Source organism: Streptomyces iconiensis (genome assembly GCF_028657195.3).
GTDB lineage: Bacteria > Actinomycetota > Actinomycetes > Streptomycetales > Streptomycetaceae > Streptomyces > Streptomyces iconiensis.
In genome coordinates this window covers 20,308-36,420 of the sequence record NZ_JANCPR020000035.1, presented here as the reverse complement: position 1 = coordinate 36,420, position 16,113 = coordinate 20,308, and the positions used below count along the sequence as shown (strand labels likewise).

3 protein-coding genes are annotated in these 16,113 nt (G+C 74.3%); all 3 read right to left on the bottom strand.

What is annotated here, in order from left to right:
* Positions 1-31 precede the first annotated feature (31 nt).
* From NMN56_RS29510 to NMN56_RS29500, 3 genes are read right to left on the bottom strand one after another with little or no spacing between them, the layout of a single operon-like run.
* A complete protein-coding gene (locus tag NMN56_RS29510) occupies positions 32-7,372 on the bottom strand; it encodes a non-ribosomal peptide synthetase (protein ID WP_274042110.1) in 7,341 nt (2,446 codons plus the stop codon).
* Positions 7,369-10,713: an amino acid adenylation domain-containing protein gene (locus NMN56_RS29505; protein WP_274042109.1), complete on the bottom strand. Its 3,345-nt coding sequence runs from the start codon at positions 10,711-10,713 to the stop codon at positions 7,369-7,371. Before NMN56_RS29505 ends, NMN56_RS29510 begins: the two co-directional genes overlap by 4 nt.
* Positions 10,710-16,109 (bottom strand): non-ribosomal peptide synthetase, encoded by a 5,400-nt coding sequence (locus NMN56_RS29500; protein ID WP_274042108.1) that lies wholly within the window; start codon positions 16,107-16,109, stop codon positions 10,710-10,712. Before NMN56_RS29500 ends, NMN56_RS29505 begins: the two co-directional genes overlap by 4 nt.
* Between the last annotated feature and the right edge of the window lie 4 nt (positions 16,110-16,113).

Here is a 16,113-nt window from a genome sequence, read left to right as displayed (position 1 = left end):
GTGTGCCGCGGTCTGTTCGGTGACTCAGCCATCACGTCTCCTGTGCCGGGTCGTCAGCCCGGGCAGGAGCGCCCTGTGGAGGGCCGTCTTGCGTGGAGCCGCCCTGTGGAAGGCCGTCTCGCGTGGGGCCGCCCTGTGGAAGGCCGTTCGGCGACGGGCCTTCGGACGCATGCAGAAGCCGGCTCTGGAGGTGCACGGTGGGGTGCTCGAACACCGTGCGTACGCCCCAACGGACGCCGAACGACTCGGCGATACCGTCCACGAGCCGCATGGCCAGCAGGCTGTGGCCCCCGAGGTCGAAGAAGTCCTCGTGCGGGCCGACGGTCTGCACGCCGAGCAGTTCCGCCCACAGCGCCGACACCGCCCGCTCCTGATCCGTCGTCTGCTCGCCGCTGTCCGCCGCCGCCCTCGTTTCCGTACGGTCCTGAGGTTCCGGCTCGGGCAGTGCGGCGCGGTCGACCTTGCCGCTGGTGTTGAGCGGCAGTTCGCCGAGCACGGTGTAGACCGCGGGCACCAGGTGCCGGGGCAGGACGCGGGCCAGTGCGGCGCGCAGATCCTGCACCTCCACCGTGCCCCCGGCCTCCGGCACGACGTACGCCACCAGTTCCAGGCCCTGGTCGCCCGTCCCCGGCCTGGTACGGCCGGTGACAACGGCGTGCCGGACACCGGGCAGGTCCTCCAACGCCCGTTCCGCCTCGGCGGGTTCGACCCGCATGCCGCGGATCTTCAGCTGGAGGTCGGCCCTGCCCGCCAGCTCGATCTGGCCGTCCGCCCTGCGTACCGCGCGGTCCCCTGAGCGGTAGAGCCTGCCGCCCGCCGCGCCGAAGGGATCGGGCACGAACCGCTCGGCGGTCAGGTCCGGCCTGCCCAGATAGCCACGGGCCAGGCACGCGCCCGCCACGTGGAGATCGCCGGTCACCCCGGCAGGTACGAGGCGCAGCTCCTTGTCGAGCACATGGGCCCGCACATTGCTGACGGGCACGCCGACCGGGACCGGGCGGCCGGCACCGGGTCCTGTGACCGGTCCGGCATCGGGTTCGGTTCCCGTTCCGGGTTCGGTTCCGGCGCCGTTGGGCTGGCACAGCGCGTCCCACGCCTCGGAGGAACCGTAGAGATTGCGCAGCTCACGGCCCGGCATCCGCTCGCCGAACAGCCGCGCGAGCTGCGGGGGCAGCTCCTCGCCCGAGCTGACCCAGCGGTTCAGGTGCGGGAGCAGCTCCGCGAGGCCGGGGATCTCCAGCAGCGCGCGCAGCAGCGAGGGGACCACCAGCAGCCTGGTGACCCGGTGTTCGGCGAGCAGTTGGGTCAGTGCTCGGGGGTCGCGTCCCGTCTCGGGCGGTGCCACGACGGTCGGTACCCCGTGCAGGAGGCCGCCGAGCAGTTCCCACAGTCCGTCGACGAAGCCGGGCGGGCCCTTCTGGCACATGACCTCGTCGGCGCTGAGGGGCCAGGCAGAGGCCATCCAGTCGATCCGGTTGAGGACCGAACGCGCGGTCAGCGCCACGCCCTTGGGCAGGCCCGTTGAGCCGGAGGTGTAGATCACGGCGGCGAGCGCGTCGACGCCGGACCCCGGCGCCGCGTGGTCGTCGTACGCCGCTGCCCCAGTGCCGGAAGCAGCCATGGCGCCGGCCGCCGATGCCCCCACCGTCGCCCTGTCCGTCGCCCGGTACTCCGTCGCCCTGTCCGTCGCCCGGTACTCCGTCGTCCCGCCCGTCGTCCCGTACTCCGTCGTCCCGTACTCCGTCGTCCCGTACTCCGTCGTCCCGTCCGGCGCCGCGTCCAGTACGAGCCGGGGCGCACCGGGCGGCAGCAGGTGCTCGTGTGCCGTGTCGGTGAGGGTCAGGCGGGCGCCCGAGTCGGTGGCCAGGTGGGCGATCCGGGAGGGCGGGCTCTCCGGGTCCAGCGGAAGGTAGGCGCCCCCCGCCCGCCAGATGCCCAGCGCGGCGACGGGCAGCAGGCGGCCACGGGGCAGGCAGACGCCGACCGGGGTCTCGGGGCCGACGCCGCTGAGCCGCAGCCGGGCGGCCAGTTCGGCGCTGTCGCGGGCCAGTTCCGCGTAGCTGAGCGTGGTTCCTTCCACGAGGTACGCCGCCGCGGCCGGGGTGCGTCCGGCCTGGCGCAGGAAGCGGGCGGCGATGCTCTCCTCGGGGAAGCGTTCGTCGGGGAAGCGCTCGCCGGGGAAGCGCTCGGTGCCGCCGTCGGCGCCCGCGGTCAGTGCGTGGGCCTCGGGCGGGGTCAGCAGGGTGTGTTCGCGTACCGGGCGGTCAGGCTCGGCGAGCGCCTGCTCCAGCACCTGGCGCACATGGCCGGTGAAGCGCGCGGCTGCTTCACGGGTGAACAGGTCGGTGGCGTACTCGACGAATCCGGCGAACCCTCCGTCCTCAGCGCCCGCGCCGGCCCCGCGTGTGCCGGCCCCGCGTGTGCCTTCCCCGCCGGCGCCGTTCCCGCCCTCTCGGTCCCGTCCGGTGCCGACGCGCGGGTTCGGCCACACGTGCAGTGCGAGGTCGAAGGTGGCCGACGTGGTGTCGGACGGCAGGGACTCCACCTCGACCCCGCCGAGGGAGACCTTCTCGTCGGGCACGTTCTGCATCACCAGGGCCACCCGCACATATGGCGTGGCGCCCGCCGCTCCCCTGCGCGGCGCCAGCTCCTCGACCAGCCGGTCGAACGGCACGTCCTGATGGGCGAAGGCGCCGAGCGCCACGGCGCGGCAGCGGGTGACGAGTTCGCGGAAGCCGGGGTCCCCCGACAGGTCGATGCGCAGCGGCAGCGTGTTCACGAAGAAGCCGACCAGCTCCTCCAGTTCGGGCCTGTTCCTGTTCGCCGCGTATGTGCCGACGACCACGTCCTCGGTCTCGCCGTAGCGGCCCAGCACCACGCCGAGCGCGGCCAGCAGCCCCATGAACGGGGTCGCGCCGATACGGGCGCAGAACGCGGACAGCGCGGCCCCGGTGGCGCCCGGCAGTGCCACGTCGTGCCGGGCCCCGGCGCCGGAACGGCCGCCCTGCTCCGGCGGACCGAGGTCGGTGGGCAGCCGCGTGCTCTCGGGCGCCCCCGCGAGCTGGGCGCGCCAGTGGTCGAGCTGCCCTTCCAGCACGGGCCCTGAGAGCCAGTCGCGCTCCCACACCGCGTAGTCGCCGTACTGCACGGCGAGCGGAGGCAGGCCACCGCCGCCGTCGCGTCCTCCGGCGCCCACGCCCCCGGCCGCGTCCTCGCCCCCGTCCGCGTCCCCGTCCGGGCCCACTCCCTCGCCCTCGCCCTCGTGCGGCAGGGCGACTTCGCCGTCGTACAGCGCGGAGAGTTCACCTTCGTACAGCCCGGAGAGTTCGCCCCCGTACGGGGCGGCAAGCTCGGCCTCGTACAGCGCGGCGAGGTCGCGCAGCAGTACCGAGGCGGACCAGCCGTCGAAGACGATGTGGTGCACACAGAGCACGAGTACGTGTTCCCGCTCGGAGACCCGCAGCAGTTCGGCCCGCAGCAGCCGGTCGGCCGCGAGGTCGAACCGGTGCGCTCCGGCAGCGGCGATCCGCTCCCCGACCACAGCGGCGCGCTCGCCACGCGGCAGGCCGCTCAGGTCGGTGAGGGCGCAGTCGAGCCCTTCGCCGGGATCGTCGATGAGCTGGACCGGCTCGCCCGCGACGCTGCCGAAGCGCGTACGCAGCACCTCGTGCCTGGCCGTCACGCCGTCGAGGGCGCTGCGGAGCGCCGTGGTGTCCAGCGCGCCGGACAGCCGCAGGGGCCACACGATCGTGTAGTCGACGCTGTCCGGGTCCAGTTGGTGCGCGAACCACAGCCTGCGCTGGCCGAGCGAGGCGGGCAGCGGGTCGGGGCGTGCACCGGCGCGCGGCGCGGGGCGCGAGGTCTGCGTACCGTCGGAGAGCCGGCTCTCCAGCGCGGCTGCCAGCGCGGCAACGGTCGGCCCGGCGAAGAACACGGCCAGCGGCAGATCGCGGTCGAAGGTGCGGCGTACCCGGGCGAGCAGCCTGCTGGCCAGCAGCGAGTGCCCGCCGAGGTCGAAGAAGTCGTCGTGCGCGCCGACCCTGTCCAGGTCGAGGACTTCGCGCCAGACCCCGGCGACGGTCTCCTCAAGCGGACCGCGCGGTGCCACATAGCCGGTGTTCAGGTCGGGCCGGGCCCCGTCGGCTTCCGGCAGCGCCGCACGGTCCACCTTGCCGTTCGGGTTGAGCGGCAGCGCGTCCAGCACGACGATCCTGGCGGGCACCATGTAGCCGGGGAGAGCGCCTCGGCAGTGCTCCAGCAGCTCGCCGGTGTGCGGGGTCAGGCCGGCCAGCGGCTCGGCGTAGGCGACGAGGGTCTGTTCGGCGCGCTCGTCGGGCCTGGCCACCACGACCGCCTCGCCGACGGCCGGATGCCCGCGCAGCACCTGTTCGATCTCGCCCAGCTCGACACGGAATCCGCGCACCTTCACCTGGTGGTCGGTACGGCCGAGGAACTCCAGCAGCCCGTCCGCCCTGCGGCGTACGAGGTCGCCGGTGCGGTAGAGACGTGCGCCACGGCCGCCGAGCGGGTGCGGCAGGAACCGCTCGGCGGTCAGCCCCGGACGGCCGAGGTAGCCGCGCGCGAGGCAGTCACCGCCGATGAACAGCTCGCCGGGGACACCGACGGGCGCGGGCTGGAACTGGGCGTCCATGACGAACAGTTCGGTGTCCGGGATCGGCGCCCCGATGGGGACGCGGCCCTGGGCTCCGCCGCTCGCCCGCATCGGGTGGGTGCTGGCGAAGATGGCGGCCTCGGTCGGACCGTAACCGTTCACCAGGAGCGCCGACGGGTCGAGCAGGGCGAGGGCGCGTTCGACGTGGTGGGTGGAGAGCTGGTCGCCGCCCGCTATCAGGGTGCGCATGCCCGCGAGGCCCTCACCCGCCGTGTCCACGACGGCGTGGAAGAGAGCTGCCGTCAGCCAGCCGACAGTGACCCCGTAGGCGGGCAGGAAGGCGCCGACCCGTTCGGGCATCGCCTTCCCCGGCAGCACCGCGAGCTGGCAGCCGTTGGTGAGCGCGCCGAACACCTCCAGAACGGAGACGTCGAACGAGAGTGCCAGCGCGTGCAGCATCACGTCCTGTTCGGTGAGCGAGACGAACCGGGGCTCGTGGACACGGGTGACGGCCGCGCGGTGGGTGACGGCGACGCCCTTGGGCAGCCCGGTCGAGCCCGAGGTGTAGATGACGTAGGCGAGGTTGTCAGGGGACACCTCCGCGCGGTGCGCCACCGGGGCCGGAGGGGCCGCGAGGGCCGGAGACGTTGCCGAGGCCGCCGGGTCCGCGGGCGTCACCTGTGCCACCGGGACCACCGGGGTACGCAGCGCCTCTTCGAGCAGCACCGTGCGGAACCCGCCGGCGGGCAACTCGTCGCGCAGGTCCGTCTCGACGAGAACGGTGCGCGCCCCTGAGTCGGCGATCACATACGCGAGCCGGTCGGCCGGGTTGTCGGGCTCCAGCGGCAGATAGGCGGCACCCGCCTTGAGCACACCGAGCAGGGCCGTGACGGACCACAGGGAGCGCTGCACGCACACGCCGACGAGGTCCTCGGTGCCGACGCCCTCCGCGCGCAGCCGGGTGGCGACGGCCTCGGCCGCGCGGTCCAGCTCCGCGTACGTAAGGGTCTCGTCGCCGCAGCGTACGGCCGGTGCGTCGGGGATACGGGCGGCCTGAGCCGCGACCAGCTCGTGCAGGCAGGCCGGGGTGGCGCGCTCCCGCGCCGGCACGGATTCCCCGGGAGCCGGGGCGGGGCGTGCCTGTGCCAGCGCCGTGGCCAGCTCGTCGCCCGTCGGCAGCGCGAACTCGCCCATGGGGCGGTCGGGTTCGGCGGCCAGCTGTTCCAGGACGCTTCTGACGTGCCCGGCGAAGCGCAGCGCGGTGGGTTCGGCGAACAGGTCGGTGGCGTATTCGACGAAGCCGTCCAGGCCACCGTCGGCCGCCGGCCACACCTGGAGGGAGAGGTCGAAGGTGGCGGTACGGGCCTCGGTGTGCAGCGACTCGGCCCCCAGCCCGCCCAGCGTCGCGGGCTCTTCGGGCCCGTTCTGCATCACCAGCGCCACCTGCGCGTACGGGGTGACTCCCGGGGTGCGGCGGGGGGCCAGCTCCTCGATGAGCCGGTCGAACGGCAGGTCCTGGTGCGCGAAGGCGCCCAGGGCCGTGGCGCGGCAGCGCGCGAGCAGTTCGCGGAAGGTCGGGGAGCCGGAGAGGTCGACGCGCAGCGGCAGCGGGTTGACGAAGAAGCCGATGAGGTCTTCGAGTTCGGGCTGTGAACGGTTGGCGGCCAGCGTGCTGAGCACGACGTCCTCGACGCCGCCGTACCTGCCGAGCACGACCCCGGTGGCTGCGAGGACGCCCATGAACGTGGTCGCGCCCTCCTCGGCGCACAGCGCGGCCAGCCGCCCGGCGGCTCCTGCGGGAACGGACACCGCACGGCGGGCGCCGGCGCCCGAGCGCCCCGCGGGCCCGGGATCGAGGTCGGTGGGCAGGTCGAGGGTTTCGGGCGCACCGCTCAAGTGCTCGCGCCAGAAGCCGAGATGGTCCGTCAGCGTCTCGCCCGACAGCAGCTCCCGTTCCCACACCGCGTAGTCGCCGTACTGCACGGGCAGCGGCTTGAGCACATCGCCCTCGCCGCCCGCGCTGAAGTCCTCGTAGAGCGCGGACAGGTCGCTCAGCAGAACCGCCCAGGACCAGCCGTCGAACACGATGTGGTGCGCGGCGAGCACCAGCACGTGCCGGCGCGCGTCCTCGCGCAGCACCTCGGCGGCGAACAGCGGCCCCGACGCCAGATCGAACGGACGTGCCCCGGCGGCGGCGACCCGCTCCCGCACCCGTGCGTCCGTGGCCTCGTCCCGGGCCCTGCCCTCGTCCAGGACCGGCCCCTCGTCCAGGACCGGCCCCTCGTCCAGGACCGGGGCCTCGTCCAGGACCGGGGCCTCCCTGGTGGCCGGGGGCAGTCCGAGGACCGGACCGGCCGCCTGACCATGGGCCGGACCGTGGGCCGGATCAGGGGCGTGACCGGGGGCCGCAGAAAGGTCGGTGAGGTGGCAGTCGAAGGTGGCGGGCGGGTCGACGACCTGCACCGGCTCGCCGTCGACGCCGACGAAGCGGGTCCTCAGCACCTCGTGCCGTGCCACGAGCGCGGTGAGCGCGGCGCGCAGCGCCTGGACGTCCAGGCGTCCGGTCAGCCGCAGCGGCCACACCACGGTGTAGTCGGTACGGCCCGGCCTGAGCTGGTCCTCGAACCACAGCCTGCGCTGCGCGGCCGATACGGGGCAGATCCGGGTACCGCCCGCCGCCAGCCGCTTGGCCAGCAGTTCGCGGCGCCCCGCGAGAGGTTCCGCCTCCCCTTCGGGTGCGGCTCCGTGCGTCCGTGTCATCCCTGCCCCCGTCCCTTACGCCCCTCGAAAGGCGTGCCTGTGGTGCCCAGCAACGCCGTGATCTCCTCGGCCGACAGGCCGGCCGTCAGCTCGGCCGTCGCATCGGCCGGATGCGCCGTAAGCGCCGTACGCGGCACCAGCGCCGGTGCGGCAGGTCCCGAGGGTGCGGACGCGTGGTCGAGGCCGGCGGCGAAGTCGGCGAGCACGGGCCGCTCGAACAGCAGGGACAACCGGGCCGACGTGCCGAACTCCCGGCGCAGCCTGCTGATGACCTGGGTGGCGAGCAGCGAGTGCCCGCCGAGTGCGAAGAAGTCGTCGTGCCTGCTGAGCGCGGGCACGCCCAGCACCTGCTGCCAGACAGCGGCGACGGCGCGTTCGGCGCCTTCGGCCGGTGCCGCGCGGGGCGCGGCGGCCGGGCGTGCGGGTGGAGCGGGCAGCGCTGCCACGTCGACCTTGTGGTGCGGGGTCAGGGGGATCTCCGGCAGCTCCACGAAGGCCGAGGGCACGAGGTAGGACGGCACGGTGTTCGCCAGCGCGTCCGACAGCTCGGCCGCAGCAGGGAGTTGGGCGCCCGGTGCCGGAACGGCGTAGGCGACCAGGCTGGTCCTGTCGGGGTGCGGGACGACCACGGCGGCGACGACGCCGGGGATGGCGAGCAGCGCGGCCTCCACCTCTCCCGGCTCCACGCGGTAGCCCCGGATCTTGACCTGCTGGTCGGTGCGGCCCCGGTACTCCAGGCCGCCGTCGGCGCACCGGCGTACGAGGTCTCCTGTGCGGTAGAGCCGCTGCCCGGCCGCGAAAGGGTGCGGCACGAACGAGGCCGCCGTGCGGGCCGGGTCAGCGAGGTAGCCGCGCGCGAGACCGGCGCCGCCGATGTGCAACTCGCCGACGGCGCCCGGCGGTACGGGCTCCAGGTGGCCGTCGAGCACATGGCAGGAGACGCCAGGAAGGGGCTCGCCCAGCGGGACCCGGTCTCCGGTGTGCGGCTGTCCCTGCCCTCCGGCGAGGGTGGCGAGGGTCGCGACGATCGTGGTCTCGGTGGGCCCGTACACGTTGGTCAGCAGCATGTCCGGCACGGCGGCCCGCCACTGTGCGACCTGCGCGGGACCCGGCGCCTCACCGCCGATCGCCATCGCACGCAGGGCCGCCGACGGCCGTACGCCGTCGTCCAGTCCGGCGGCGAGCTGGTGGAACCACGCGGTCGGCAGGTGGGTGACGGTGACGCCGAGCCGGTCGCACTCGGCGAAGAAGTCGGCCGGGGTCTCCAGCATCAGCGGGGTACGCAGCACCAGTGCGGCTCCCGCCGCGAGTGCGGGGAAGAGTTCCTCGGCGCTGACGTCGAAGGTCAGCTCCGTGAACATCAGGACGCGGTCGGCAGGCGTGAGCCGGTAGACGTCCAGGTCTGCCGCGACGTAGGTGTCGAGCCCGCCCCTGGTGACCATGACCCCCTTGGGGGTGCCGGTCGAGCCGGAGGTGAACAGCGTGTAGGCGAGCGCGTCGCGGTGCGCGGAGTACCAGGGCACGGGGCCCGAGGGGGCCTCTCCGCGCTCGGGCGGCAGGGCGACGGGCACGGCGGTGCCGGTGTCGAGCCCGTCCAGCGCGCCGTGCGGTGCCAGCACGGCGGCCGGCCGTGCGGCGGCGAGGATCGCCTCGGTACGGGAGCGGGGCTGCGCCGGGTCCAGGGGCAGATAGCTCGCGCCGGCCCGCAGGGTCCCGAGGATCGCGGCGACGGCACCCGCCGAGCGCGGGAGGTACAGCGCGACGGTGTCGCCCGGCGCCGTGCCCGCACGGGTGAGCGCCGACGCGACGGCCGCCGACCAGATGTCCAGCCGCGCGTAGCTGAGGGCCGCGCCGTCGGCGCCGATGACGGCGGGTGCCGCGCCTCCCTCGCGCAGCCGGCGTGCGAGCAGTTCGGTGACGGGCGGCACCTGCGGCGTACCGACGGCGCGTTCGTGCCTGACCAGCAGCGCCGTCCGCAGCTCGGGCGTGAGCAGCGGTACCTCGCCCACGGCGCGGTCGGGCGCTGCCAGCAGTGCGGCCAGCAGCGTGCGGTAGGAGCCGAGCAGTTGGGTGACCGTGGCGCGGTCGAACAGGTCGGTGGCGAACTCCGCGACCAGGCGGGTGCCTTCGGTGCCGGTCTCGACGGACAGTGACAGGTCGAACAGGGAGACGCGGCGGTCCCGCACGCGCAGCGGCGCGCTGCGCACTCCGGGCAGCCGCAGCCTGTCGGCCCCTCCCGGCTGTACGTCGAACATGAACGGGAACAGCGGGTTGTGGCTGTGTGAGCGTGCCGGGCTCACCCGCCGCACGACGCGGGCGAAGGGCACATCGCGGTGCGACTGCGCCTCGGCGACACAGGTACGCACGGTGTCGAGCAGTTCGGCGAACGACTCGGTTCCGCGCACCGGCACGCGGAGCGCGAGGGTGTTGGTGAACAGGCCGATCAGCGGCTCCAGTTCGGGCCTGCCGCGCCCTGCGTCGACGGTGCCGACCACCAGGTCGTCCGCCCCGGTGAACCGGTGCAGCAGAGCGGCGAAAGCGGCGAACAGCACGCCGAAGCGGGTGCAGCGGTGGCTGCGGCACACCGCGTCAACGGCGGACCCGACGGCGGCGGGGAGCGCCAGTTCGACAAGCTCTCCCTGGAAGCTGCGCTTCGCGGGCCGGGCCCTGTCGGCGGGGAGTTCGGCCGCCGCCGGAGCCTCGCCGAGGCGCCGTGCCCAATAGTCGGACTGCCCGTCCCAGGCCCCGGACTCCAGCAGTTCGCGCTGCCAGTCCCCGAAGTCGGAGTACTGGAGAGGAAGCGGCTCCAGCCGTGCCTGCCTGTCCTCGGCGCCCGCCGCGTACAGCTCGGACAGCTCGTCGAAGAGCACACCGGCCGACCAGCCGTCGAACACCGTGTGGTGCAGCGTCAGCAGGAAGGCGTGGTCGTCCGCGGCGAACGACACCAGCTCGGCCCGCAGCAGCGGCCCCCGGGCCAGGTCGAAGGGAGCACGCGCGTGCGCGCCCGCCAGCCGCAGCGCCTCGTGCGGGCGCTCCTCCTCCGGTACGCCCTCGCGCACCGTACGCACCAGCCGTGCCGTACCCCGCTCCGCGATGATCTGCTGCGGCTCTCCTTCGAGGGACCTGAACGTGGTGCGCAGCACCTCGTGCCGGGCGACCACGGCGGCGAGCGCCGCCTCCAGCAGGCCGGCCGAGACCTCCCCGTGCCAGCGGAAGCCGAAGTGGACGTTGTAGAGCGCCGTGTCCCCTGCCAGCTGCTCCAGCAGCAGCAGACGGCGCTGTTCCTCGGAGGCTTCGGCGGCCACAACGGACTGCCCCGCCCCGGTTTTTTCGTCGCTCATCCCGTGCTCTCCTGCTGGTCGAACCGCATGGGGTCCACCCGCTTCCTGTTACGGGCGGTCGGTGCGGGCGCGTGTCCGCCGTCGGCTGGTGCCGCGGCGGCGCGGCCCACGACGCCCTCCACGGTGGCCTCCGTGATCAGGTCCCGGACCGTGAGGACGAGGTCCAGTTCGGCGCGGAGCCTGGCGACCAGGCGCACGGCCAGCAGGGAGTGCCCGCCGAGGTCGAAGAAGTCGTCCCGCAGGCCGACCCGTTCGACGCCGAGCACCTGCTGCCAGATGCGCGCGACGGAGCGCTCCGCCTCCGTGCGCGGCTCGGCACCCGCCGCGCCGCTCCCCCGGTCGGCCGGTACGGGTTCGGGCAGCGCGTTCCTGTCGACCTTGCCGCTGGCCGTACGCGGCAGTGCGGGCAGCACCATGAAGGCGGAGGGCACCAGATAGCCGGGCACCCGCGCACGGAGCCACTCCCTGACCTCCTCGGCCACCACGTCCTGGTCAGGAGAGCCGGCCGCTCCCGGAGACCCGGCCGCATCCGGAGACGCGGGCGGCACCGTTGTGCAGTGGGCGACGAGCCGGACGCCGTCGGCGCCCGCGCGTGCCGTCACCACCGCCTCGGCCACCCGTGGGTGCGCGCGCAGTGTCTGTTCGATCTCGGCGGGCTCCACCCGGAAGCCGCGCACCTTCACCTGGTCGTCGCTCCTGCCCAGGAACTCGATGACGCCGTCCGGCCGGTGGCGGCCCAGGTCTCCGGTGGCGTAGCGGCGGCTGCCCTGCGGCACGGTGGGGTCCGGGTCGGGGACGAACCGTACGGCGGTGCGCGCCGGGTCGCCGTGGTAGCCGCGGGCGAGTCCGGTGCCGCCGAGGAAGATCTCTCCGACGACGCCAGGCGCCACGGGCCGGCCGGCCGTGTCCAGTACGGCGGCGCGTACGCCCGGCAGCGGGCAGCCGATGGGCAGCACGCCGGTGTCGTGCTCGGTCGGCCGATGGTAGGTGTTGCCGACGGTCGCCTCGGTGACGCCGTAGACGTTGAGGATCCGCGTGTCAGGATGCACTGCGGCCCGGAAGCGCCGGTGATCGGCGCCGCTCCACGCCTCGCCGCCCACCGCGAACAGCCGCGCGGGCGGCAGAGGTTCGCCCACGCGCTCGGCGTGATCGACCAGGAGGCGCAGCACGGAGGGCAGGAACTCCGCGTGGTCCACCCGCTCGTCCCGCATCAGGGCCAGCAGCAGGCCGGGGTCGAGCAGGGTGTCGGGCGGGCAGAGCACCAGCCGGCCGCCGGAGAGCAGCGCGCGGAAGACGTCGCCCGTGCACACGTCGAACACCGGGGACGCCATCTGCAGATGCGTGCCACGCGGGCCGTCGAGCCCGTACGCCAGTTCCCACGCCCGGTACTTGTCGACGAGGCCCTGGTGCGGAATGCACACACCCTTGGGCCGCCCTGTCGAGCCCGACGTGTAGATGACGTAGGCGAGTTCGCCGGGGGCGATCGGCACTCCCGGGTCCGTACGCGCGGCCCCGGTGATCTCGGGCGCCTCCATGTGCAGTACGGGGACGCCGTGCAGTACGGGGACGCCGTGCGCTACGGGAACGTCGTGCGCTACGGGAACGTCGCAGCCGAGCGCGGCAGAGGTCGGCGCGGCAGAGGTCGGCGCGGAAGAGATCGGCGCGGAAGAGGTCAGGACCAGTCGGGGTCCGGCGTCGTCCAGCACGTCGGTGAGCCGCGCGGCGGGCCCGTTCGCGTCGAGCGGGAGATAGGCGGCGCCCGCCTTGAGCACGCCCAGCATGGCCACCACGAGCGCGGCCGACCTGGGCAGGTGCAGCCCGACGACGTCACCGGCTCCGACTCCGCGTGCGGCGAGCGCGTGCGCCACCTGGTTGGCGGCGCCGTCGAGGCGGCCGTAGGTCAGCTCGGCGCCGGAGGGTTCGGTGACCGCGACGGCCCCGGGGTCCCTGGCGACGGCGGCGGCGAACAGTTCGGGCACGGTCGCCGGCGTGCCGAGCGCGGCCCCCGTACGTGTCCCGCTGCCGTCGGAGGCTGCCGTGTCAGCCACGGAAACGGGCCGCCCGGCGGGCAGTTCGGAGACGGGCCTCGCGGGGTCGGCGAGCGCGGCTTCGAGCAGCTCGGCGTAGCCCTGGGCCAGCCGCTCGATGGTCTCCGGTGCGAACAGGTCGGTCCTGTACTCCCAGATCAGGGTGATCCTGCGGTCCCGTTCGGCGCTGGGCGTGCCGAGCTGCCGTTCGGCGCGTGGCACCACGAGCACCGACAGGTCCAGCTTCGCGGTGCCGTTGTTGCGTTCGAGGTAGCTGCCCGCCACGGGCCCGAGCCGCAGTTCGGAAAGCGGCGAGTCGTCGAAGTTGAGCATGGCCTGGAAGACCGGGTTGCGGCCCGGCGCCCGCGGCGGGTCCAGCTCTCTGACCAGCTCCATGAACGGCAGTTCCTGGTTGGCCTGCGCGTCGAGCACCACCTCGCGCGCCCGCTCCAGCAGGTCGGCGAAGCCCGGCTCCGGCTCTCCCTGGCGGCGTACGGCGCAGCGCAGCACCACCGGGTTGACGAACATGCCGAGCACCCCGGCGGTCCCGGGCACGCCACGGTTGCCGAAGGCCGAGCCCACGCAGACCTCGTTCTGGCCGCTGTAGCGGTGCAGCAGGGCCGCGTATCCGGCGAGCATCGTCATGAACAGGGTCGCGGCGTTCTCCCTGCTGTGCTCCCGCAGCCGGGCGCAGAGCGCCGCGGGCAGCTCCATCCGGTGCACCGCGCCCCTGGTGTCGTCGTGCTCGGCACGCGGCCCGTCGTAGGGGAGGTCCAAGTGCTGGGGCGCGCCGTCGAGTTGCCGCTTCCAGTGGTCGAGCTGGGCCCGCATCACGGGGCCTTCGAGCTCCTGTCGCTGCCAGCGTGCGAAGTCCTGGTACCGGGGGGCCGGAGCGGGCGGCTCCGGTGTGCGGTCCTCGGCGAGCGCGGTGTAGACCCGGCTCAGCTCGTCCACCAGCAGCGCGAACGACCAGCCGTCGTGCACGAGATGGTGCTCGACCAGCACCAGTTCCCAGGTCTGCTCGGCGAGCCGCAGCGCCGTCCACCTGATCAGGGGCAGCGTGGCGATGTCGAAGCGGACCCCGATGTCCGTCCGTACGAACTCCTCGGCTGCGGCCTCGGGGTCGGGCTCACCGCGCAGGTCCAGCTCCCGCACAGGCACCGCGTAGGGCGCGTGCACGATCTGTGCGGGCTCGCCGTCACGCTCTTCCACGGTGGTGCGCAGGATCTCGTGCCTGCGCACGATCTCGCTGAGGGCGCGCTCCAGCAGTACGAGGTCGAGGGGGCCGTGCAGCCGCAGAGTGGTCGGCGCGTTGTAGGCGGAGCTGTCGGGCGATATCTGCTCGACCACCCACACCTGACGCTGCATCAGAGAAAGCGGCGCCGTGCCGCCCGGCTCGCCACGCACCACGGGCGGCAGCGTGGGGGCGCCGGCGCCGCCCTGTGCGAGCGCCGCGCTCAGCTCCAGCGGTGTGGGAGCGGCGAACAGCGTACGCAGCGGCAGGTCGGCCGCCAGTTCGGTACGGATGTCGGCGAGCGCGCGTGCGGCGAGCAGCGAGGTGCCGCCGAGCGTGAAGAAGTCGTCGTGTATGCCCACCTCGGGCAGGTTCAGCACGCGGGCCCATACGGCGCACAGGGCACGCTGCGTGGCGTCGCGCGGCGGCTCGTAGGGCCTGCCGGCGTCCGCGCGGTCGGAGCGGGCCGTGGGCAGAGCCGCCCGGTCGATCTTGCCGCTCGCCGTGACGGGCAGCCGGTCCAGCCAGGCCCATGCCGTCGGCACCATCCAGCCGGGCAGCCGCGCGCCCAGCCAGTCCCTGAGCGCGGTGACGGGCAGCCGGGACCCCGCCTCGGCGGAGACCAGGTGGCCGACGAGCCGGTCGCCTTCGGCCGTGACCGCGGCCTGGCCGATGGCCGGGTGGCTCACCAGGGCCGCCTCGATCTCGCCGGGCTCGATCCGGAAGCCGCTGACCTTCATCTGGTCGTCCACCCGGCCCACGAAGGTCAGTTCACCGTCGGGCGCCGCCGTCATACGGTCCCCGGTCCTGTACATCCGGGAACCCGGCGGCCCAGCCGGATCGGGCACAAAGCGCGCCGCGGTCAGCTCGGGCCGCCCGAGATAGCAACGGGCCAGCGCAGGACCGCCGACGTACAGCTCACCGGGCTCACCGGGCGTTCCGGCGCCGTCGGCGGGCGCCAGTTCGCCGTCCAGCAGCCGTACGGTACGCGGCGCGACGACGGTGCCGACCGGGACCGAACGGGCGGTGGCGGCAGCGCCCGACGTCGCGGCGGCGTCCGGCGCGGTGCCGGGGCCGGGGCCGGGGCCGGGTGTGACGGCGGCGTCGGGCGCGGCCGGTTCCGTGAGCCACAGCGTGGCGGTCATCACGGCCTCGGTCGGTCCGTACGCGTTGCCCACGCGGGGCGCGTGCCCGGCGGACGCGAACGCGGCCCGCCACCGGTCGAGGGCGCCGGCGGGGAACGCCTCGCCGCCGACCAGAACGGTGTGCACCCGCGCGAACACCTCCGGCAGATCGTAGGCGCCCGGGGCGCTCACCAGTTCGGCGAAGAGCGCCGTGGGCAGGTCGGCGACCGTGACCCGGCCCCTGCGCAGCTCGGCGCAGAGTTCGGCCGGCCCCCAGGGCTCGTCGCCGCGCAGCGCCACCGTCGCGCCGGAGGCCAGCGCCACGAAGAGCTGCTCAACGGCCACGTCGAAGGACTCCCCCGCCATCTGGAGCACCTCGTCACCGGGAACGACTCCGATGCGGTCCGCCATGGCCCGCACATGGGCCGCCGCGGCGCCGTGCTCCACCACCACGCCCTTGGGCGTTCCGGTGGAACCGGAGGTGTAGATGACGTACGCGGCATGGGACGGGCCGGCGCCGGACAGCGGCCCACCGGACGCGCCGTCCTCGGGCCTGGCCCCGCCCCCGGGTCCGGTCTCGGGCTCGGGCCCGGTCCCACTCCCCAGTCCGGTCTCGGCCAACACCACCGCGGGGCAGCCCAGTTCGGGCAGCCCCGCACGCAGGTCCGTAACCGTGACCAGCGCGGTGGCTCCCGCGTCCGCGGCGAGGCCCGCCAGGCGGGCGGCCGGGAGGTCGCGGGGCAGCGCCAGGAAGGCGGCGCCCGCCTTGAGCACGCCGAGGACCGCCACCACCAGCCGCAGCCCGCGTCCGGTGTGCACCCCGACGACATCCTCGGTGCCCACCCCGGTGGCGCGCAGCGTACGGGCCAGCCGCGAGGCGGCGGCGTCCAGCTCGGCGTAGGTCAGGGTCAGCTCGCCCTCGCGCACCGCGCACACGTCAGGGGTGCGCACCGCCCAGCGCTCGACGAGCGCCGGCAGGGTGCCTGGCACGCCCGCTGCCTCAGCAACCACAGTT